The 19,511-nt window shown below is 73.8% G+C and carries 14 protein-coding genes and 4 pseudogenes; 5 read left to right on the top strand and 13 right to left on the bottom strand.

Going from position 1 to position 19,511, the window contains the following annotated elements; all coding sequences use genetic code 11:
• Window positions 1-386: 386 nt before the first annotated feature.
• Entirely contained in the window at window positions 387-815 is a 429-nt protein-coding gene (locus B1205_RS06215) for a DUF3151 domain-containing protein (RefSeq protein ID WP_089154718.1), read from the top strand.
• A 53-nt stretch (window positions 816-868) separates the two neighbouring features.
• Here B1205_RS06215 and B1205_RS06210 read toward each other — a convergent pair whose 3' ends face one another.
• On the bottom strand, window positions 869-2,743 hold the full coding sequence (locus B1205_RS06210; protein WP_089154717.1) for a MinD/ParA family ATP-binding protein: 1,875 nt from the start codon (window positions 2,741-2,743) through the stop codon (window positions 869-871).
• Between the two features lie 75 nt (window positions 2,744-2,818).
• On the bottom strand, window positions 2,819-3,820 hold the full coding sequence (locus B1205_RS06205; RefSeq protein WP_089154716.1) for a hypothetical protein: 1,002 nt from the start codon (window positions 3,818-3,820) through the stop codon (window positions 2,819-2,821).
• Between the two features lie 122 nt (window positions 3,821-3,942).
• Between B1205_RS06205 and B1205_RS29535 the strand changes: the two are divergent.
• The 3 genes and pseudogenes from B1205_RS29535 to purD form a co-directional block, all read left to right on the top strand.
• A pseudogene (locus tag B1205_RS29535) lies at window positions 3,943-5,229 on the top strand (adenylosuccinate synthase); the annotation flags it as partial.
• Between the two features lie 21 nt (window positions 5,230-5,250).
• Window positions 5,251-6,324: a type IV toxin-antitoxin system AbiEi family antitoxin domain-containing protein gene (locus B1205_RS32870; RefSeq protein WP_369597261.1), complete on the top strand. Its 1,074-nt coding sequence runs from the start codon at window positions 5,251-5,253 to the stop codon at window positions 6,322-6,324.
• Between the two features lie 90 nt (window positions 6,325-6,414).
• Window positions 6,415-7,605: a phosphoribosylamine--glycine ligase gene (purD, locus tag B1205_RS06195; RefSeq protein WP_089154715.1), complete on the top strand. Its 1,191-nt coding sequence runs from the start codon at window positions 6,415-6,417 to the stop codon at window positions 7,603-7,605.
• Here the strand turns inward: purD and B1205_RS06190 are convergent.
• The 5 genes and pseudogenes from B1205_RS06190 to B1205_RS06170 form a co-directional block, all read right to left on the bottom strand.
• Window positions 7,589-8,788: a serine hydrolase domain-containing protein gene (locus tag B1205_RS06190; RefSeq protein WP_217809759.1), complete on the bottom strand. Its 1,200-nt coding sequence runs from the start codon at window positions 8,786-8,788 to the stop codon at window positions 7,589-7,591. The two genes, purD and B1205_RS06190, sit on opposite strands and share 17 nt — an antisense overlap.
• 109 nt (window positions 8,789-8,897) lie before the next feature.
• A complete protein-coding gene (locus B1205_RS06185) occupies window positions 8,898-10,388 on the bottom strand; it encodes a N,N-dimethylformamidase beta subunit family domain-containing protein (RefSeq protein WP_089154714.1) in 1,491 nt (496 codons plus the stop codon).
• 73 nt (window positions 10,389-10,461) lie between these two features.
• A complete protein-coding gene (locus B1205_RS06180; RefSeq protein ID WP_089154955.1) occupies window positions 10,462-12,027 on the bottom strand; it encodes an AMP-binding protein in 1,566 nt (521 codons plus the stop codon).
• Window positions 12,028-12,123: 96 nt separating this feature from the next.
• Window positions 12,124-13,283 (bottom strand): annotated as a pseudogene (locus tag B1205_RS06175) (acyl-CoA dehydrogenase family protein).
• 2 nt (window positions 13,284-13,285) lie between these two features.
• Window positions 13,286-13,738: an SCP2 sterol-binding domain-containing protein gene (locus B1205_RS06170; RefSeq protein ID WP_089154713.1), complete on the bottom strand. Its 453-nt coding sequence runs from the start codon at window positions 13,736-13,738 to the stop codon at window positions 13,286-13,288.
• Between the two features lie 66 nt (window positions 13,739-13,804).
• Between B1205_RS06170 and B1205_RS06165 the strand changes: the two genes are divergently transcribed.
• Window positions 13,805-14,443, top strand: coding sequence for a TetR/AcrR family transcriptional regulator (locus B1205_RS06165; protein WP_176308444.1), 639 nt, complete (start codon window positions 13,805-13,807; stop codon window positions 14,441-14,443).
• A 45-nt stretch (window positions 14,444-14,488) separates the two neighbouring features.
• Here B1205_RS06165 and B1205_RS06160 read toward each other — a convergent pair.
• The 6 genes and pseudogenes from B1205_RS06160 to B1205_RS06135 all read right to left on the bottom strand — a co-directional run.
• A pseudogene (locus tag B1205_RS06160) lies at window positions 14,489-15,086 on the bottom strand (DedA family protein).
• Between the two features lie 24 nt (window positions 15,087-15,110).
• A complete protein-coding gene (locus tag B1205_RS06155; RefSeq protein ID WP_089154711.1) occupies window positions 15,111-16,292 on the bottom strand; it encodes an adenylosuccinate synthetase in 1,182 nt (393 codons plus the stop codon).
• A pseudogene (locus tag B1205_RS06150) lies at window positions 16,289-17,193 on the bottom strand (hypothetical protein). The gene B1205_RS06155 and the pseudogene B1205_RS06150 overlap by 4 nt, the downstream one beginning before the upstream one ends.
• Window positions 17,194-17,203: 10 nt before the next feature.
• Window positions 17,204-17,959 carry a serine/threonine protein kinase gene (locus B1205_RS06145; protein ID WP_254909748.1) on the bottom strand — a complete coding sequence of 252 codons (756 nt, stop codon included), beginning with the start codon at window positions 17,957-17,959 and terminating at the stop codon, window positions 17,204-17,206.
• The gene (locus tag B1205_RS06140; protein WP_089154954.1) at window positions 17,956-18,684 is read right to left on the bottom strand and encodes an NUDIX hydrolase; all 729 of its coding nucleotides are present in this window, start codon (window positions 18,682-18,684) and stop codon (window positions 17,956-17,958) included. Before B1205_RS06140 ends, B1205_RS06145 begins: the two co-directional genes overlap by 4 nt.
• Before the next feature lie 85 nt (window positions 18,685-18,769).
• Window positions 18,770-19,511: MaoC/PaaZ C-terminal domain-containing protein (locus tag B1205_RS06135; RefSeq protein ID WP_254909747.1), on the bottom strand; the 742-nt coding region annotated here is incomplete at its 5' end.

The raw sequence follows: 19,511 nt of genomic DNA, 5'->3' as shown, positions 1-19,511 counted from the left end.
CCCTGCACGGTCAGGCCGGCGAGGGTCCCCTCGGCGATCCGCCGGTCGAACTCGACCCGGGTCTGGACTTCGTTGAGGTGGGGGGCGTGCGGCTCGATGACGTCCGCGGGTGGTGGGGTCGGCACCAGCTCATCCTGCCCCCGCCCGGCAACGTCGCAAACCCGGGCGTACGGGCAGGAGCCCGGCGGGCACGGCCACCGGGCTCCTGCGTAACCGGTTCCTGGGGAGGCTCCGGACCTGTAGTTGTAGTGCAGGAACGATCGCGGCGGCATGGGCCGCCGGTACGTCTGGTCGCGCCGCAGGCGTGACGAAACCCTCAGCCGTTCAGCCGACCGGCTGGCCGGACCCCCTCGCGCGCCCCAGGGCGAAGCGGGTTGAATGGGGCGATGCAGAACCTGTTGCCTGAGCCACCGGCCACCCTGCTCCCCGCCTCCGAGGAGGCCGACGCCGCGCTCGCCGCAGCGCTGGAGCAGGGCACCGACGAGGCGTACGCCGAGGTCGCGGCCCGCTTCCCGACCTACAGCGCCGGCTGGGCGGCGCTGGCCGGCCGCGCGCTCGCCGCGGGCCAGGTCGTCCCGGCGTACGCGTACGCCCGCACCGGCTACCACCGTGGCCTGGACCAGTTGCGCCGCAGCGGCTGGAAGGGCCACGGCCCGGTGCCCTGGTCGCACGCGCCCAACCAGGGCTTCCTGCGCTGCCTCTACGTGCTGTCCCGGGCCGCCGGGGAGATCGGCGAGGCGGACGAGGCGGCCCGCTGCGCCCAGTTCCTCCGCGACTGCGACCCGGCCGCCGGGGACGCGCTCGCCAGCGACTGACCGACCCCGCTGCGACGGCCGGCCCCTCGGCGGGGTCGGCCGTCGCGCCCGTCCTACAGCCCTTCCGCCACCGACGCGGCGATCTTCAGCCAGGCGTCCCGGGTGGCGGCGGAGAGCTGCCCGTACCGCAGCGGCTCGCCGGTGTCGATGAGCCGCTCGTACGGCGCCAGCAGCACCGACCGGGTGCGGGCGGCGAAGTGGGCCTGGATGGTCGGCAGGTCGATCTCCTTGCGGGACGGCGGCATCGAGACCACCGTGACCGCCTGCCGGACCAGCCGCTGCCGGCCGCTCTGTTCCAGATGGTCGAGCATCCGGGCGGCGGTCTCGGCGGAGTCGTTCCGCGCCGACATGGTCACCACGAGCTGGTCGGTGGCGTCCATCGCGGCCTGCCAGTTCTGCGCCCGGACGTTGTTGCCGGTGTCCACGAAGATCAGCTTGTAGAAGCGGCTCACCACCTCGCGGATCTCGGCGAACGCGGCGGCGGTCAGCATCTCGCCGCCGGTCGCCGACTCGTCCGAGGCGAGTACGTCGAACATGCCCTCGCCCTGCGAACGGACGTACTGCGACAGGTCGCCGACCCGGCCGTGCGGACCCTGGAACTGGGCCAGGTCACGCAGCATGTCGCGCACCGTGCGGGCGTGGAAGTCCTGCTGCGCCCGCATCCCGAGGGTGCCCTGCGTCTCGTTGTTGTCCCAAGCCAGCACGTACCCGCCGCGCTTCTGACCGAACGTCATGGCGAGCAGCAGGATGGCCACCGTCTTGCCGGCGCCGCCCTTGGGGTTGACCACCGTCACCTGGCGCAGTCCGCCGAAGTTGCGACGGACCATCTCGATGTCGCGCTTCATCTCCTGCTCGTGCCGGCCGGGCGCGAGCCGGACCAGGCCGATCCGGTTGACCACCGCGCGGACCCCCATGGTGGCCACCGGGTCGGCCGGCCGGACCTGACGGCGCCGGGTGAATTCCTCGGCGGTCGGCGGGGTCGCCTGCGGCGGTGCCCAGCCCAGCTCCGGGTACACGCCGGGGGGCAGGGCGAGCGGCACCGGTGGACCCGACGGTGGCCCGTCGGCGGGGTGCGACGCCCCGGTCTGCGGTGGCGCGGTCTGCGGTGTGCCCGCCTGTGGCGGTGTTGCGGTCTGCGGCGGCCATCCCGGCGGGTACCAGCCCGGATGGCCGGGCTGCGGTGGGTAGGCGGATGGCGGATACGCGGGCGGCGGGTAGGCCGCGCCGTCGCCGTACGACGGTTGCGGCAGCGGCACGTCCGGAGCCGGCGGGTACGGCCCGAGCCGGGTCGGGGTCTCCGCCGAGGGCGCGCTCGACCGGCCGACCTCCACCGGCGCGCTGCTCGCCGGCGCCCCGGCACTGACCGCCGGTGCGGGTGCCTCGGGCGTGGTGCGCTGCGGCGGCTGGGCCCACGGCGACTCCGCCCGCCCGCTGGCCGGGGCGTCACCGCCGGCGCGGCCCGCGCGAACCACGGCCGGGCCGGTGCCCGCCGCAGTGGCCGGGCGGTGCGTGACCGCTGTCGGTTCGGGGCCGGCCGCGCTGGCCGGGCTGCGTGTGACCGCTGCCGGGCCGGGGCTGGCCGGGCTGCGCGTGACCGCTGCCGGTTCGGGGCCGGCCGCGCTGGCCGGGCTGCGTGTGGCCGCTGCCGGGACGCCGGGGGGAGCGGCCGCGTCCGCCGGGCCGCCGGCCGCCCAGCGAGGTGCGGGCACCGGCCCGGGTGCCCCGGGGGGCGTCGGGACGTGGGTTACGGGCGCGGCGGGGGCGGGTGCCACCGGCGGCGGGCCGGGGGCCGGCTGGGTGGCGGCCGCCCACGGCGCGGCGGTGATCACGCCGTCGGTCTCCTCCGGCGGCCAGAGCGGCTCGACGTCCCGCTCCGGCACCTGCGGTCGGCCCGGTACGTGGGCCCGGTCGTCGTTCTCGTGCACCACGGTCCCTCCCCATTCTTCCCGCCGAGGATAGGCGGTCCGGCCGGCCGGGCGACCCGGTCGAGGGATCGATCGAGGTCAGCCCGTCCAGACCGCCCACGCGCCCGGCTCGGTCCACCAGGACCGCTTCCGGCTCAACTCGCCCTCGACACCGTCGTCGAGGTAGGGCACCTTCCCGTCACGGGGCACGACCGCCACCGCCCGGCCCCGGGCCCGACGCACCTCGAGCCGGACCCTCTTCCGGCCCAACGCGGATCGGGCCACCACGGGCACGGCCACACCGACCACCACCCGCCCGTCGGTCGGGTCCGGGTCGGACAGGAGAGCCACCTCGCCGAGGCGCGCGTACCCGCCGGCGTTGCCGATCGCGCAGGCCGTGATCGGCTCGGTACCGTCGCTCAGCACAGTGCCGTCGACCTCGACGCGGGCCCGCCAGGCCAGCGGGCGACCGGTCGCGTCGTCGGCCGCGCCGAGCAGCGCGCCGTCCAGCGTCACCGAGCCGCCGTCGTTGCGCAGCAGGTCCAGGCGTCGGGCCGTACCGCCGAGCACCGCCGCGGCCACGGCCGCCGGGTCCCGGGGCAGCCCGAGCTGCGCGGCCAGGTCCCGCGCCGCCCCGGCCCGGGCCGGGTCCAACGGGAGTACGCCCACCGGCGGCAGGTCGGGCAGCGTCCGGTTCTCCGCCAGGTCAGCCGGACGGCGGCTGGGCGGCGGAGCGTACCGGCGGACCAGCCGGCGCAGCACGGCGCGTAACTGACCGTCACTGGCCGTGGCGACGACCAGCCGGGTCTTGCCGTCCGGGTCGGGCCAGGTGAGGCCGTCGGCGCGGGGCGGGCCGTCGAGGCCGGCCAGCACCTCGTCGATCTCCGCGTCCGACCGGGCGGTCACGGTGGTCACCCGCGCGCCCCGGGCGGTGAGCGCGTCCGCACAGGCCAGCACCGGTACGCGTGGCGTCTCGCAGCGTTCCTCGGGCCCCTCGCCGGTCGCCTCGGACGCGCCACCGCAGCAGGCTCCGCCACTGCCGCAGCCCCCACCGGGAGCGTCCCGCTCCGAGCCGAGGGTGAGCAGCACCACGTCGTACACGAAGGAGCCTCCTGCTTCTCGGCGAACCCGTGCTGGTCCTGCCGTCACTACTTGTTAGCCTGACACCCCGGGCTCGCCGACCGGTCGCCACCTGGCACCCGAGCCTTCTGGAGGCGGAGAAGATGCCAGCGATCGTGCTCCTCGGTGCCCAGTGGGGCGACGAGGGCAAGGGCAAGGTTACCGACCTGCTGGGTGAGCGGGTCGACTACGTCGTGCGCTACTCCGGCGGCAACAACGCCGGCCACACGGTGATCACCCCGGACGGCCAGAAGTACGCGCTGCACCTGATGCCGTCGGGCGCGCTCTCGCCGAACGCGATGATCGTCATCGGCAACGGGGTGGTGGTCGACCCGAAGGTGCTGCTCCAGGAGATCGACGGCCTCGCCGAGCGGGGCGTGGACGTCTCCCGGCTGCGCATCTCCGGCGACGCGCACCTGATCATGCCGCACCACCGGGCACTCGACCGGGTGGTCGAGCGCTACCTGGGCAGCTCCCGCATCGGCACCACCGGCCGGGGCATCGGCCCGGCGTACGGCGACAAGGTCGCCCGGATGGGCATCCGGCTTCAGGACCTGCTCGACCCGGGCATCCTGCGCAAGAAGCTGGAGCTGGCGCTCCGGGAGAAGAACCAGACGCTGTTCAAGGTCTACAACCGCAAGGCGATCGACGTCGAGGAGACCGTCGAGGAATACCTGCGGTACGCCGAGCGGCTGCGCCCGTACATCGCCGAGACCCGGGTGATGCTCTGGGACGCGCTGGACCGCGGCGAGACGGTGCTGCTGGAGGGCGCCCAGGCCACCATGCTCGACATGGACCACGGCACCTACCCGTTCGTCACCTCGTCGAACCCGACGGCGGGCGGGGCGTGCGTGGGCGCGGGCATCCCGCCGACCGCCATCACCAAGGTGATCGCGGTGAGCAAGGCGTACACGACGCGGGTGGGTTCCGGCCCGTTCCCCACCGAGCTGTTCGACGACAACGGCCAGCACCTGCGCAAGGTCGGCCACGAGTACGGCACGACCACCGGCCGGGAGCGACGTTGCGGCTGGTTCGACGCGGTCGTGGCCCGCTACGCGTGTCGCCTGAACGGCGTCACCGACCTGGTGGTGACGAAGCTGGACGTGCTCACCGGCCTGCCGAAGGTGCCGATCTGCGTCGGCTACGAGATCAACGGCGAGCGCTTCGACGACATGCCGATGACGCAGACCGACTTCCACCACGCCACGCCGATCTACGAAGAGCTGGACGGCTGGTGGGAGGACATCACCAAGGCCAGGACCGAGGACCAGCTCCCCGAGAACGCGAGACGCTACATCGCGAGGATCGAGGAACTGACCGGCACCCGCGTGAGCGTCGTCGGAGTAGGCCCAGGCCGAGAGGAAAACGNCCCCCTCCCCCCTCCCCTCCCTCCCACCCACCCCACCGCGGCGGTGATCAAGGAGTTTGTGTCAGGATCCGACGCTGGGCCGGACGTGAACTCCTTGATCAACAAGGTGAGGTGGGCACCCTCGGGGAAGGGTTGTCCACAGAGTTGTCCACAGGGGTTTCCGGGGGGTCGCCAGCCGCGCGAGTGTGCGTGGGTGGGCGATCTCGACGAACTGAGGCGGTTGGCCGTCCGGCAGGGTGGTTTCGTGGGCGCGGCGCAGGCCTTGCGCCTGGGCTTCAGCCGGGACCAGATCCGGCACCTGGTCCGCACTGGCCGGTGGAGGCGGGTCTCGCGGGGTAGCTATCTGCCGTTCCCCGAGCCGCCCGCAGCGGCGCTACGACGAGTCCGCATCCGTGCCGCGGTCGCGGGTCTGGGGCCGGGGGCGGTCGCCGTGCTGACCACTGCCGCCGAACTGCACGGGATCGGCGGTCTCCAGCCGACGGAAACGATCCACGTCTCCGTGCCGCCTGATCGCCCGCACATGCAGCGTCGAGCCGAGTCGGGGTTGGCGCTGCACCAGCTGACGCTGAACGCGGCGGAGATCGACCGGGTTGACGGTGTGTCGACCACGACTCCCGTGCGCACCGTGGCCGATCTCGTCCTACGCGTGGCTCGCTATCCGGCCGTGTGCGTTCTCGACTCCGCTCTCAACCGAGGGCTCCTGACCGAGGCCGACATTCCGTTGGTGCTTGCGGGCGTCGCGGGTCGCCGCGGAGCCGTCGACGCGCGCGGGTTCGTAGCCGAGGCGGACGGTCGGGCCCAGTCGCCTTTGGAGACGCGTGTCCGGCTCCGGTGCGTCGACGGTGGGGTGCCGCCGGACGTCCTGCAACTGCATGTCCGGGATGAGGACGGCTACCTGCTTGGCATCGGTGACATCGCCTGGCGCCACGCGCGCCTGATCGCGGAGGCGGACGGTCGGGCTCCGCATCTGGCCCCGGGAGCGGTCTATGCCGACCGATTCCGGCAGAACCGCCTGATCAACGCCGGCTGGCGCATCCTCCGCTTCACCTGGTCCGACACCCTCCGCCCCGACTACATCCCGCAGACGGTCCGCGAGGCCCTGCGGCGCACCCGTTGATCAAGGAATTGGCGTCGGCGGGCCGCATTTCTGAGACGCGAACTCCTTGATCAACGGGGTGGGGGGTGGGGGTCAGTAGGATGCGGGGTCGTGCGGGTACTTCTTGTGGGTGGTGGGGGGCGGGAGCACGCCCTCGCGCTCGGGTTGCGGCGGGATCCCTCGGTCGAGGTGGTGGTGGCGGCTCCGGGGAATCCGGGGATCGCCGAGATTGCCTCGCTGCGCGAGGTTGACCCGACCGATTCGGCGGCGGTGGCGGCGCTCGCCGTCGAAGTGGCAGCGGACCTGGTGGTCATCGGGCCGGAGGCGCCGCTGGTGGCGGGCGTCGCCGACGCGGTACGCGCCAAGGGCATCGCGGTGTTCGGCCCGAGTGCCGAGGCGGCCCGGTTGGAGGGGTCGAAGACGTTCGCGAAGGACGTGATGACCGCCGCCGGGGTGCCGACCGCGCGTGCGTACACCTGCACCGACGCGGCGGGTGTGGCGCGGGCGCTGGACGAGTTCGGCGCGCCCTTCGTGGTGAAGGACGACGGGCTCGCCGCCGGCAAGGGCGTGGTGGTGACCGACGACCGGGCGGTCGCGCAGCGGCACGCCGCGGAGTGCGGTCGGGTGGTGATCGAGGAATACCTCAGCGGGCCGGAGGTCTCGCTCTTCGTGGTCACCGACGGCGAGGCGGCCCTGCCGCTGCTGCCCGCGCAGGATTTCAAGCGCGTCGGTGACGGCGACACCGGGCCGAACACCGGCGGCATGGGCGCGTACGCGCCGCTGCCCTGGGCCCCGCCCGGTCTGGTCGACGACGTGATGCGCGACGTGGTGCACCCGACGCTGGCCGAGATGCGCCGCCGGGGCGCCCCGTTCGCCGGGCTGCTCTATGTCGGCCTGGCGATGACCCCCGCCGGCCCGCGTGTGATCGAGTTCAACGCGCGCTTCGGCGACCCGGAGACCCAGGTCGTGCTGGCGCTGCTGGAGACGCCGCTGGGCGGGCTGCTGCACGCCGCCGCGACCGGCACGCTGGGCGCGCANTACCCGGCGGGTCCGCGTACCGGTGATGTGATCACCGGCGCGGACCGCGCCGGGATCATCCACGCCGGCACCCGCCGGGACGCCGACGGCACGTTGCGCTCCGCGGGCGGCCGGGTCCTCTGCGGTACGGCCACCGGCCCGGACCTGGCCGCCGCGCGCGACGCCGCCTACCGACTGGTACGCGGCGTCGAGTTGGCCGGCGCCCACCACCGCACCGACATCGCGGCGGCGGCGGTGGACGGCCGGATCACGATCCCGGGCTGACCGGGGGCGCGGGCGGCAGCATGCCGATCGCCGCGCCGATCACCGCCTGGGCGGTCGCGCCCAACTCCTCGCCCTTGGCGTCCGTGGCGGTGATCGAGTACCCGACCCGGAACCGGCCGTCCCGGGTGGCGGCGACGCCGGCGAGGTAGCCGAACCGGCTGCCGGTCTTGATCCACAGCGTCTGGCCGCCGACCGTCAGGGCCTTCAGCCCCGCGCCGTACTCGCCGGTGCTGCCGTCGGCGAACACCGGCCGGGTGAACATCTCGGTCAGCCACGGCTCCGGCACCACCTGCCCGGCGAACAGCGCGGTCATGAACGTGTCCAGGTCGGACAGGCTGGAGATCAGGTTGCCGGAGGCCGGGGTGAAGGTCTGGCTCCAGACCGTCGCGTCCACCAGTTCGGTCCGGCCGTCCCGGACGACCGCCTGGTACCCGTGGGCGTGCGGCCCCCGGATGCGCGGGTCGTCGCCGGGGGCGTACGTGTCCCGCAGGCCGAGCGGCCGGGCGATGCGTCGCCGCACCTCGTCGGCGTACGAGTGGCCGGTGACCTTCTCGATCAGCATGCCGGCCACGATGTAGCCCATGTTGGTGTAGTGCTGCCGCGTGCCGGGGTCGAACTCGCGCCCGTTGCGCAGGCCGAGGCGGACGATCTGCTCCGGCGTCCACCGGTCGTAGCGGTGGGCGAGCTGCCACTCGATCCCGTCCGGCATGGTCGGGCTGGGGATGCCGTGGGTGTGGTTCAGCAGTTGCCGGACGGTCACCGGCGGGTAGTCGGCGGGCAGCAGGCCGGGCAGGTACCGCTGCACCGTGCCGTCGAGGTCGAGCCGCCCCTCGGCGGCCAGTTGGAGCGTCACCGCCGCGGTGAACACCTTGGTGACGCTGCCGACGCGGAACCGGGCGTGCGGCGGCACCGGGGCGGAGCCGCGCAGGTCGCGTACCCCGCTGGTGCCGGTCCAGCAGCCGGCCGGGGTGGTGATCCGGACCTGGGCGCTGGTCGCGTCGCCGGTCGGCAGCCCGGCGATTGCCTGCCGCAGCGGAGTCGGGTCGAGGGTGCCGGCGGCGCAGCCCGTTCGGTGGGGACCGTCGGGCGACGCGGCGAGGGCCGTACCCGGGACGGCGGTGGCGAGCAGACCGGCGGCCAGCGCGGCGGCGGCCGTGCGGCGGGCCGTATCCATGATCTTCATGTCGTCGATCCTGTCGCCGCCGGACCGCCCGGACATCCGGGACGATCCCGCACCGCACCCGCGATCGGTCCTGGGGGGAAAACCCGCGCACCGACCCGTAGGGTCCCGCCTAGCGCTCCCGGGCGACCATCCGGTCGAGCACGTTGGCGGTGGCCCGCTCGATCCGCGGATCGCGGTGCCCGCGCCGGTCCAGCGCCATGGTCCAGCCGAGCGTCCCGGTGGCGAAGACGACCGCGCCGCGCGGCGTCTCGTAGACGTGGCTGCTCTGGATCCGCCGCCCGCCCTGCTGCGCCGGGTACGGCGACGCGCTGAGCACGGTCTCGCCGGGCTGGGCGGGACGGGCCGCGCCCGCGTTCAGCCCGTCCGCCTCACCGACCACCACGCCGGGGATGCGGTCGCCGTCGGCCACCCCGGTGCCGGCCCACACCCAGTGGTCGGCCGAGCGCACCACGAGCGGCTGCGGGGTCAGCACGATGCCGTTGTACTGCACCCCGAGCAGCGCCTGCTCCGGCCGGTCGAGGTTGCGCCAGGTCACGGTGGGGCCGGCGGCGTCCTCGCCGGCGTCGGGTGGGGTCTTGACGCACTCGACCATCCGCTCCGGGCGGCCGTCCGCGCCGGCCCGGACGCGTACGTGCCAGTAGACGCTGTTGGCGCCGAGGAAGGCGAGGCTGGTGCCGCCGGCCAGCCCGTCCTCCGCGGCCCGGCGCATCTCGGCCGACCAGTACTCGTCGTGCCCGCAGAACACCAGCCCCCGGTGCCGGGCCGGGTCGAGCCGCCCGGAGTGCAGGTCGAAGCTGGTCGCGTAGCTGACGTCGTAGCGGTTGCGCTCCAACCACCGGATCGCGTCCTGGTCGCGGTCGATGTGGATGGGCAGGCCCGCGCCCGCGTACGGGCGGTCGGAGGAGACCGCGCGGGCGCGCAGCTCGGGATCGCGTCGCCCGTTCGGGCGGTAGCCGTGGTAGAGGCTGCGGCCGGTCCGCCGGTCCCGGGGCCACTGGTTGTAGGCCTGCCAGGTGGTCACCGGCAGCACCACGCAGAGCGCGGCGGCCCGCCGGTCGTCGCGTACCACGAACGGCGTGCACGCCCGCCAGCCGGCGGCCGAGGTGAAGACCGCCTGGTAGAGGCCGGAGACCCAGCCCTCGGGAATCCGCAGCCGCCAGGAGCGCGGCCACCGGCAGTCGAGCGCGCCGGTGGCCGGGTCGGCGGGCGGCACCGGCTGCGGCACGCCTGCCAGTTCGGCGCTGGTCAGCAGCGTGCGGGCGCCGGCGCCGGCATACCAGCCGAGGCGGTGCACGGAGACCCGGAACGGGCCGGCCGGGTCGACCGCGACGTGGAAGTCGATCACCTCGCCGGGGGCGACGCTGGTGGTCGAGGCGTACCCCTGGATCTGGCGTCGCCGGTCGTCGGCGGCCCGGCCGCCGCCCGCCGGCCACCAGGGCTGGCCCGCCGCGCGGTTCTCCACCTCGACGGGCGGGAGCTGCCGCCGGACCGGCGGGGCCTCGCGGTGTTCGCCGTGCACCGGCTCGATGGGGCCGAGCGCGGAGGCGGACGCGCCGCCGAGAAGGAGGCCGAGCGCGGTACGCCGGCGGAGTCGGACCATGGTGTTTCATCCCCGTTCACCCACAGAAACGGGGCAAAGCTACCACCGTCGTCCGTCCTGTGTGGTCAGCCGATCAGCCGAAGTAACGGCGCAGTTCCCGACCGAGCACCTTGCCGGTGGCGTTGCGGGGCAGGTACTTGACGAAGATCACGTCCCGGGGCACCGAGAAGCGGGCCAGATAGCGCCGGACGTACTCGCGGACCGCGTCCGGGTCGAGCGTCTCGCCGGGACGCAGCGCCAGGAACGCGGCCAGCCGCTGGCCGTACTCCGGATCGGGTACGCCGATCACGGCCACCTCGCGGACCTGCGGCAACCGGGCGATCAGGTCCTCCACCTCGGAGGGGAAGACGTTCTCCCCACCCGAGACGATCATGTCGTCGGCCCGGCCGTCGACGAAGAGCAGGCCGTCGGCGTCGAGCCGACCGAGGTCACCGGTGTCCAACAGGCCGTCGCGGCTCTCCCGGCCGGCACCCGAGGTGTAGCCCTCGAACAGCATCTCGTTGCCCACGAAGATCCGCCCGACGCGGCCGTCGCGGACCGGCTGCCCCGCCTCGTCCACGATCTCCAGCCGGGTGCCGTGCGGGGGCCGGCCGGCCGTGGTGGGCGCGGCGCGCAGCTCGGCCGGACCGGCGATGGACGCCCAGGAGACCTCCGTCGAGCCGTACAGGTTGTAGACCACGTCGCCGTAGCGGTCCATGAACGCCGTCGCCAGGTTGCCGGGCAGGGCCGAGCCGCTGACCGCGACCACCTTGAGCGGCGGCCGGGGCTGCGGCGGCGCGACCTCCATCAGCCGTTGCAGCATCACCGGTACGGCGAAGAGCGCGTCGCAGGGCTGCCCGGCCAGCGCGGTCAGAGTGGCGGCCGGATCGAAGCGGCGGTGCAGCACGACGGTGGCGCGCAGCGCGAACGAGACCTGGAGGGCGGCGTACCCCCAGGTGTGGAAGAGTGGCGCGGCGATCATCACGACGTCCCGCGCGTGCAGCGGGATCCGGTCGATGATGGACACCAGCGGGCCGAAGCCGTGCGGGGTGGGCCGGCGGGCGCCCTTGGGCGTGCCGGTGGTGCCGGAGGTCAGCACGATGGTGCGGCCGTCGCGCTCCGGCGGCTGGAGCTTGTCGCCCGGCACCGCGCCGGCGATCAGCTCCTCCTGCCGCGCCTCGTCCACCCGGTGCAGCTCGGCGGGCAGGCCGAGGACGCGGTCGGCGAACTCGGCGTCGTGCACCAGCACGGACAGGCCCTGCTCCTCGGCGACGGTGACCAGCTGCGCCGCGGAAAGGCCGGTGTTGACCAGGACGGCGTCCGCGCCGAGCAGCATCGACGCGACGATGGCCTCGATCAGCCCGTGGTGGTTGCGGCAGAGCAGGCCCACCCGGTCGCCGGCCCGCACGCCGAGACCGGCCCGCAGCGAACGGGCCAGCCGCTCCGAGCGGTCCAGCAGTTCCCGGTACGTCAGCGCGGCGCCGTGCTCGTCCACCACGGCGACCCGCCCGGGGTCACGGGCGGCGGCCTGGCGCAACTCCCCGGCGAGGCTCCAGCCCCACCGGCGCAGCGCGTTGAGTTGCGAGGCCACCCGGATCGGGCGGCCCGGGGTGAGCAGTCCGCGTCGGGTCAGCGTGGTGACGATGAACGGCAGGTCCACGGCGCAAACCTCCTTCGCGTACGTGGTCTCCGCGCCGACCCGGCCCGCGACGGTGCCCGGCACGGCGTGCCGTCGCGGGCCGGGATCCGGCGGCGATCAGCGGATCTGCATCCCGGAGATGGCCCGGGAGATGACCAGCCGCTGGATCTCGGAGGTGCCCTCGAAGATGGTGTAGATCTTGGCGTCCCGGTACCACCGCTCGACCGGGTGGTCGCGCAGGAAACCCGCGCCGCCGAGGAGCTGGACCGCCCGGTCGGTCACCGAGACGGCCACCTCGCCGGCCTTCAGCTTGGACATCGAGCCCTCACCGGCGGTGAACGGCCGGTTGTTGCGGCCCATCCAGGAGGCCCGCCAGACCAGCAGCCGGGCGGCGTCGATCTCCATCTTCATGTCGGCGAGCGCGAACGCGACCGCCTGGTTCTCGATGATGGGTCGGCCGAACTGGACCCGTTCCTTGGCGTAGTCCAGGGCGTACTCGTACGCGGCGCGGGCCACGCCGAGCGCCTGCGCGCCGACGGTCGGGCGGGACAGCTCGAACGTGCGCATCGCCGCCTGGCCGGAGGCACGCTGACCGGACCGGGCGCGGGCCAGCCGCTCGTCGAGCGCGTCCCGGCCGCCGAGCAGGCAGCGGCCCGGCACCCGGACGTCGTCGAGGAAGACGTCGGCGGTGTGCGAGGCGCGCAGGCCGAGCTTGCGCAGCTTGCGGGTGGCGGTGAGGCCGGGCGTGCCCGGCGGTACGACGAACGCGGCCTGCCCGCGCGAGCCCAGCTCGGGGGCGATCGAGGCGGTGACCACGTGCACCCCGGCGATGCCGCCGTTGGTGGCGTACGCCTTCTGGCCGTTGAGCACCCACTCGTCGGTGGCCTCGTGGTAGACCGCGCGGGTCCGCATCGACCCGACGTCGGAGCCGGCCTCCGGCTCGGTGGTGCAGAACGCGGCGACGGNGTGCCCGCGCCGTAGATGCCGGCGACCGCGAGGGCGGTGCCGAAGATGCTCAGGCCGATGCCCGCGTCGCCCCAGAAGAGTTCCTCGCTGGCGATCGGGAGGGAGAGGCCGGTGGGATCGGCCCAGCAGGTGGCGAGGAACTCGAACCCGTACAGGCCGACCTTCGCCGCCTCCTGGATGACCGGCCAGGGAGTCTCCTCCCGGGCGTCCCACTCGGCCGCGGCCGGGCGCACGACCTCGGCGGCGAAGCCGTGCACCCAGTCGCGGAGGTCCCGCTGTTCCTCGTTCAGGTCAAGCGAGAACTCGGCCATGGTCAGCCCTTGGGGATGTCGAACAGGTTGGCGATGTTGGCGGCCAGGCCCAGGTCACCCTTGGCCTTCAGCTTGCCGGTCATGAACATCATCACCGGGTTGGCCCCGCCGGAGACGATCTTGAGAAACTCGACCGGACCCATGGTGAGGGCGAGCTTCGGGTCCCGGGTCGGGGTCTCCGAGACGGTGCAGGTGCCGTTCTCGATGACGATCTCGTAGGTGTCGGTGCCGCCGTCCGGGCGACCGGTGATGTTCCAGTGGATGACCGCGTTGGTCGAGCCGGCGCGGTCGGCGCGGAACAGCGTGGGCATCCGGTTGAAGACCTCGCTGAGGACCTTGCCGCGCAGCTCGCCGGACATGATCTCGGCGATCTTGTCGTCCGGCGTGGACTTGACCAGCTGCGCGAACTCCTTCGGGCCGACGTTCGCGAAGTTGGCCGGGTCGAAGTCAGTCATGGGGGGACGCACCTCTCGTTGGTTACTCTGGCGTAACCTTACGCACGAGTAGGTATGCTCGCAAGGGTGTCCAGCACACCGACCTTCAAGCGCCTGCCCCGGGCCGTACGCGAACAGCAGATGCTCGACGCGGCGGTCAAGGTCTTCTCCCGCCGGGGCTTCCACGCCGCCAGCATGGACGAGATCGCCGACGACGCCGGCATCTCCAAGCCGATGGTCTACGCCTACCTCGGCACCAAGGAGGAACTCTTCGTCGCCTGCCTGCACCGCGAGGGCACCCGGATGATGGAGGCCATCGCCGGAGCCGCCGCCCCCGACCTGCCCGCCGACGAGCGGCTCTGGCGCGGGCTGCGCGCGTTCTTCGGCTTCGTCGGCGCGCACCGGGACGGCTGGGCGGTGCTCTACCGACAGGCCCGCGGCTCCCAGCCGTTCGCCGCCGAACTCGCCACCATGCGCGGCCGGGTGGTCGAGGTGGTCGCCGGCATGCTCGACCACGCGTTGCGCGCCTCCGGCCGCGAGGTCGGCGCCACCGACCTGGAGGTGGTCGCGTACGCGCTGGTCGGCGCGTCCGAGTCGCTCGCCGACTGGCTGGCCGATCACCCGGAGGCCGACGCCGAGAAGACCGCCACCCGGATGATGAACGTCGCCTGGCTGGGCGCCGATCAACTCCTACGCGGCGTCACCTGGCCCCCGCTGGCTGAGTAAGGAAGGGGACCTTGTTAACGCATTCGGTAGAGGAGGGGCCCCTTCTTAACCGCCGCGGCGGGTCGCGGCGCGGGTACGGGACCGCTGCCGGGCCCACCGGGCGGCCTCGACCAGGCCGGTGACCGCCACCGAGATGCCGACGCCGGCGAGCAGGCCGGTGACCGGGTTGTGCTCGAACGCCAGGCCGCCGAAGTAGCCGAGCAACCCGCAGTAGATCCCCCAGGTGCCGCAGGCCAGCGCGTCGTAGAGCAGGAACGACCGCGCGGGGTAGCGGACCGCGCCCATGGTGAGCGTGACCGCGGTGCGGCCCCCGGGGACGTACCGGGCGGTGGTGAGGANGGCGGGCCCACTCGGAACTCGCCCGCCGTCGGCTGTCGGCGGGCAGCCGGGCCAACCGGTGCGCGCCGCCGCCGCGCCCGATGGCGTACGAGACGTGGTCGCCGACCAGCGCGCCGAACGCGGCGGTCACGATCACCGCCACCAGATTCGGCTCGCCGCCGGCCGCGAAGACGCCGGCCGTGATCACCACGGTCTCGCCCGGCACTGCCGGGAAGAACGCGTCGACCGCGGTGACCGCGACGATCACCAGGTACACCCACGGCGAGGTCACCGTCTGGTGCAGCAGGCCGAGCACGTCCCCCATGCCCCAATGCTCGGCGGTGCGGTGTTAAGCGGGGCCCCTTCCTAGACAAAATGCGTTAACAAGGGGCCCCTCCTTCTCCTCGGCGCGAGGGCCGTGCGAGGTGAGCACCACGGGTACGCCGAGCGCCTCCTCGACCGTCGTCGCCCAGTCGCTCGGCACCTCGTCGAGCACCGGCCGCGCCCGCATCAGCCGGTCGGTGAGCGCGGCCTGCCGCTCCAGATCCCCGGCCGGCCCGGGGACGAGCCGGTCGAGGCCATCCGCGTAGCGGCGGCAGATCCGCAGCTCCGGGCCGGCCAGGTCGAGGTGGGTCAGCGCCAACCCGTCCACGCCGCCGGCCACCTCCAGGGCGTACCGGTGGGCGACGGCGTCGAAGTGCCCGAACCGGAACCGGCCCTGCCAGGCGTTGGTGGGATTGCGCGGGTCGGTGAACGGCAGCGTGGGATCCTCGGTGACCAGCGGCCCGGGGCCGTGCCGGGTGGTGGTCACCCGCAGCACCCCGAGCCGCTGGGCGGCACCGGCCATCCCCGCCTCGGCGAGCAGCGTCTCCGCGTTGGCGAACGTCGTGGTGCTCCAGGTGGTGTACGGGTGGAAGCCGTGCCACTCGTCCAGCAGCACCCCCTGCGCCCCCTCGAAGACGCAGGTCCCGGCGCGCAGCGCCCCGGCCAGCCAGCTCCGGTCGACGATCGCCACCCGGTCGGCGAACGCCGCGTACGCCGGCAGGCAGTCGTCGACCGGCGGCGCGTCCAGCGGCCCGAGTTCCGCNGGGTGGGCGAGGCCGTACGCGACCGCCTCGCCCACCCCCAGCCCGCAGGTGCCGTGCCGGTCGGCGCCCCGGGCGATCTCCCGGGCCCGGTTGGCGGCCCGGTGGTACGGGGTGGCCAGCAGCGCCTCCCCGTCCACGGTCAACCGCTCGAACGCGTCGGGCACCCCGACCGACGCGAGGTGGTCGGCCTCGGCGGCCAACGCCAGCGGGTCCACCACCACCTGCCGCGCCAGGTGCGTGCGTACGCCGGGGCGGAACGTCCCGGCCCCGAACTGGGCGAACGTGTGCGCCCGCCCGTCGCGCAGCACCACGTTGTGCGCCGCCTGCGCGCCCCCGTTGAACCGCACCACGGTGTGCACCGGCCGGGCCGCGCAGAGCGCGTCGACGACGGTGCCCTTGCCGGCGTCGCCGTAGCCGAGGTCGACCACCATCACATGGTTCACAGCCGGGTGATCCCGCTGTCGCCGTCGGTCGGGGTGAACGGCAGCGCCGCCACCGCGCGTCGGCCGCCGCCGAGTGCGGCGAGCGCCCGGGAGACGGTACGGGTGGCGGTCGAGCCGGCCCGGTTGAGGTCGTCGAGGCCGGCGTCCAGGTCGATGGCCTGCTCGCCGAGGCCGACGGTGAGCGCGATCGTCTCGCAGACCGCGTCCAGGTCGTCCAGCTCGACCGCGTTCTGCCCGAGCAGTCCGCGCCAGAAGTCGAGCACCTTGCGGTTGCCGGCGTAGTGGCTGCCGGCGGGGAGCAGGTAGTAGGTGTCCCAGCGCTCGGTCACCTCGTCCACGACCTGNCCTTCACCCGGGGGTACGCCAGTTCGTCGCCGATGACGAACAGGTAGCCGCGTCGGCCGCGCTTCTCCCAACTGTCGGTGACCGTGTGTCGGGCCATGAAGTGCAGCGCCAGCTCGTACGACTCGGTCATCTGGCCGCCTCCGCCGCCTTCGAGCACGATCCGGCCGAGGTCGTCGTCCATCCGGTTGTCGGACTCGAACTGCCCGATCTGGAGCGGCACCCGGTCGCAGGTGGCGTCGCCGATCGCGCCGAACATGACCTGCGGGTCGCGGGCGTACCCCTGGCGTTGCAGCAGGCCGAGCAGTTGCGGCAGCTTGCTCTGGAGCACCCGGGGGACGTGCCCCATCGAGCCGGTCACGTCGAACAGGACCGCGATCGGCGTCGATTGCGGGTGTTCGGCGGAGTCGCGGCTCTCCCGCGTCGCGTCGCGCGGGTCGAGCGCCGGGTGCACGGTGCGGGCCCCGCTGTCGCTGTAGGAGAACGCGCTCCGGCCGGTCTTGCGCCGGTAGCGGTCGGCGGCGTCGTACACGTCGGTGGACCAGATTCCGCTGCCCATGACAGCCTCCCTAGGGGTTGAGGGTGAAGGGTCGGAAGGTGCGCGGCCCGTAGAGCCGGTCGAGCACCTCGTCGAGTTCGCGTAGCAGCCGCCACGCGTCGTCCGGTCGGGCGGACAGCGCCGGCTGCCGGCAGCCGTCCGCGAAGGCGCGCAGCTCGCGCGGCGCGCGGTCGGCCATCAGCCAGGTCATGCAGCGGGCCGCCAGCGCGATGTCGGTGCCCGGGCCGCAGGGCCGCTTCCCGGTGACCTCCGGCGGGTACCAGTCGGCCAGCTCGGTCACCAGCGCCGGCACCAGCCCGCCGGGTTCGGCCGAGAAGCACCAGTCGACGAGCACCAGGCCGTGCGCGTCCGGCTCGATCAGCACGTTGCGGGGCAGGACCGCGCCGTGCACCACGCCGGCGCGGTGGGCCAGGCCGAGCGCGACCAGCAGCCGCCGCCACATCCAGGCCGCGTCGCGCGGGTCAACCCCATCCGGGTACGCGCGGCGTACGTCGTCGAGGCTGTGCAGCCCCGGTACGGCCTCCAGCACGTTGACCAGCAGCTCGGCTCCGGTCGACGGGTCCCGCACCGGGTAGGAGTCGACCAGCCGGGGCACGTACGCCAGGTGGCGCGCGTCCCCCCGCTCAGCGATCCGCCGCAGCGCACGCGCCTCCCGGCGCATCAGATCGTTGTCGCTCGGGTGCCGTGGTGCCTTGAGCTGCCGGTGATAAGCGGGGCCCCCGCCTATACCGGAGGCGTTAAGCGGGGGCCCCTCCTTGCGCTTCATCGGAGGAGGGCGGGGTGGAGGAGGCGGGCGGAGCCGGCGCGGTAGAGCTTGGCGCGGGGCCCGCCGCGTGCGCCGCCGCGCTCGGTGCTGGCGCCGGTGCTCTCCACGAAGCCCGGCACGGAGAGCACCTTGCGGTGGAAGTTGCCGGCGTGCAGCGGGTGACCCCAGACCGTCTCGTAGACCGCCCGCAGCTCGGTGATCGTGAACTCGGGCGCGAGGAAGCGGGTGGCCAGCGGCGTGTACTCCAGTTTGGAGCGGGCCCGCTCCAACCCGTCGGCGATGATCGCGCCGTGGTCGAAGGCGAGTTGCCGGCTGGTCAGCGCCGTGACTGGTAACCAGGCCGCCTCGTCGGCGTCGGTGTCGGCGACCGGGTCGGGCAGGTCGGGCGCGAACGCCAGGTGGGCGACCGACACGACGCGCATCCGCGGGTCCCGGTCGGGGGCGCCGTAGCTGCCGAGCTGTTCCAGGTGCACCCGGCGCAGTCGTTCGCCGCCGAGGCCGGTCTCCTCGGCCAGCTCGCGCCGGGCGCCGGCGCCGAGGTCCTCGCCCGGCTGGACGAAGCCGCCGGGCAACGCCCACTGCCCCGCGTACGGCGGTGCGCCCCGGCGGATCAGCAGCAGGTGGAGTGCGCCCTCGCGGATGGTCAACGCGACCACGTCGACGGTGACCGCGACCGCGGGATAGTCCCGGGGGTCGTAGCCGGCGAGGAAGTCCTGCTCGTTCACGGCGCTCACTCTCTCAAGTTGAGAACAACTCAATCTGAGAACAACTTAGCGCACGAAAGAGGGGGCCGACAAGCCCCCTCTTTCCTCAGCGGACGGTGCCGACCAGGTGCGGTCGCCCGTCCCGCGCGCCGTGCAGTCCGAAGTCCCAACCCTCGCCGGTGGCGCCGGCGCTGAACGCCACCGTGGACGGCAGCGGCACCGGCAGCTTGAACGCCACGTCCACGGTGTACGCCTCGGGCAGCCGGGACTCCAGCGCGGCCAGGCAACGGGCCTTGCTCCACATGCCGTGCGCGATCGGACGCGGGAAACCGAGCAGCCGCGCGCCCAGCTTCGAGGTGTGGATCGGGTTGCGGTCGCCGGAGACGCGTGCGTAGTCCGTACCCACCCGCGGCGTCACCCGCCACCGCGCCGAAGCGGCCGGCGGTGCGGGCCGGTCACCCCGCCGCGGGCCGCCGCCGGACGCGCGCTCCTTCCCGAGGTACGTCGACACGCCGCGCCAGACCTCCTCGCCGCCGACGGAGGCGACCAGCACCACGTCGAGCTGCCGGCCCCGCTCGTGCGGGCGCAGGTTCTCCGCGTACGTGCGAAAGTCGACGCTCTCGCCGACCCGGACCGGCCGACGGACGGTGATCCGGTTGGCCACATGTACCAAGCCGATGAGCGGGATCGGAAAGCCGGCGAACGTCATCAGCCGCAGCGACAGCGGAAACCCGAGCACATGCAGGTACGTCCCCGGCACCCGGTCGGCCAGCCGGAACCCGCACACCCGGTCGTACCCCGCCAGGTGCCCCGACTCGACCATGACCCCGGCAACCCCCAGCTCCACG

Source organism: Micromonospora sp. NBS 11-29 (assembly GCF_002140155.1).
GTDB lineage: Bacteria > Actinomycetota > Actinomycetes > Mycobacteriales > Micromonosporaceae > Micromonospora.
The sequence above is the reverse complement of the archived record's forward strand: the minus strand, read 5'-3'. Positions and strand labels throughout refer to the sequence as shown.

Bases quoted from the DNA above. Each gene is read 5' to 3' on its own strand.
- B1205_RS06215 (WP_089154718.1), top strand. From the start codon at position 387: ATGCAGAACCTGTTGCCTGAGCCACCGGCCACCCTGCTCCCCGCCTCC.
- B1205_RS06190 (WP_217809759.1), bottom strand. From the start codon at position 8,788: ATGAAGATCATGGATACGGCCCGCCGCACGGCCGCCGCCGCGCTGGCC.
- B1205_RS06185 (WP_089154714.1), bottom strand. From the start codon at position 10,388: ATGGTCCGACTCCGCCGGCGTACCGCGCTCGGCCTCCTTCTCGGCGGC.
- B1205_RS06170 (WP_089154713.1), bottom strand. From the start codon at position 13,738: ATGACTGACTTCGACCCGGCCAACTTCGCGAACGTCGGCCCGAAGGAG.
- B1205_RS06145 (WP_254909748.1), bottom strand. From the start codon at position 17,959: ATGAAGCGCAAGGAGGGGCCCCCGCTTAACGCCTCCGGTATAGGCGGG.